Annotated in this window: 1 protein-coding gene; it reads left to right on the forward strand. The window is 54.2% G+C overall.

Translation table 11 applies throughout. The annotated features are described in order from the left end of the window. On the forward strand, positions 1-1196 hold a 1196-nt coding region (locus HMPREF3044_RS07840), incomplete at its 5' end, for an IS1249 family transposase (protein ID WP_246820960.1). Positions 1197-1257 lie beyond the last annotated feature (61 nt).

Below are 1257 nucleotides of genomic sequence, written 5' to 3' on the forward strand. Positions count from 1 at the left end.
ACTGCCCTGTTTGCCACGGGCCAATGAAACGCAACGGCAAAACAGCCAAAGGCACCCCACGCTGGCGGTGTAAGAATCCAGACTGCGGGGCATCAACAACCAAATCAAACACCGACGCTATCCACGCCGCCCGGTTTCGCGTGTTCATGGATTGGATCATGGGCACGCGTTCGCTTGACCAGATAGCCGCCTCACACAAGCATGGCCTGCGTACATTGACACGATGGTTTAAACCTTTTTGGGCAGTCCAGATTCCTGACAACACTGACCACCACCGTGTGTACGACCAGATCTTCATCGACGGCACCTACTTCAACACCAACTGTCTGCTTGTTGCCTCCACCACCGACCATGTTGTGGCGTGGCACTGGTGCTTCACCGAGGATGCCTACGCCTACAGCCAGCTCCTTAACAAACTCGCACCACCAAAAGTCGTGACAACAGACGGACAGAAAGGAGCCCTGAAAGCCATTAAAAACTGCTGGCCTGATACCCGCATCCAACGCTGTCTCGTCCACGTTAAACGCAACATCCAAACCTATGTCACCCTCAACCCACAAACACCAGCAGGCAAAGCACTACGCAAGCTATCCCTTGATCTGCTGCGTATCACCACCACTGACCAAGCCACCGAGTGGGTCATCAACCTACAAAAATTCCACACTGTGTTTCGTGACTGGCTCAACGAAAAGACCTACCTTAAAGACATCACCGATGAAAGCCTGATCCCAAAATCCAAACGTAACAACAAGAAATGGTGGTACACCCACTACCGGACCCGCAGCGCCTACACACTGCTGGAAAGACTTGTCCGCAACCACCACCTCTTCACCTACCTCACCCCACCCGACGAGGTCAGTGAACGAAAAGCAACAACCAACAGTCTGGAAGGCGGCATCAACGCCGCAATCAAAACCCTCCTACACAACCACAGGGGACTACCCGAAGGTCACCAACGTGTCATCTGCGATTGGTGGTTGTACCTACATACGCAACTGCCTGGCGACCCCGAAAAGATCGCCAGGCAGCAACACTGGGGACAGGCCGGACTCGCCAAAGCTCAAGCCATCATCACCCAAGAGCATGAAGCCACCTATGGAAACGCAGACGGCCGACCAGCCACCTACGACACCGCAATCGACTCCACACCCACCAACTCTATCGGCATACGCAAAGGATGGGCAGGCAGAAACTAGACACACAAAATGGCCAACCCACACGACACGCCGAAAAGACACACGTTTTGGCGCTTAACCC

The sequence above is a fragment of the Corynebacterium sp. HMSC073D01 genome, assembly GCF_001815555.1.
Classification (GTDB): Bacteria; Actinomycetota; Actinomycetes; order Mycobacteriales; family Mycobacteriaceae; genus Corynebacterium; species Corynebacterium glucuronolyticum.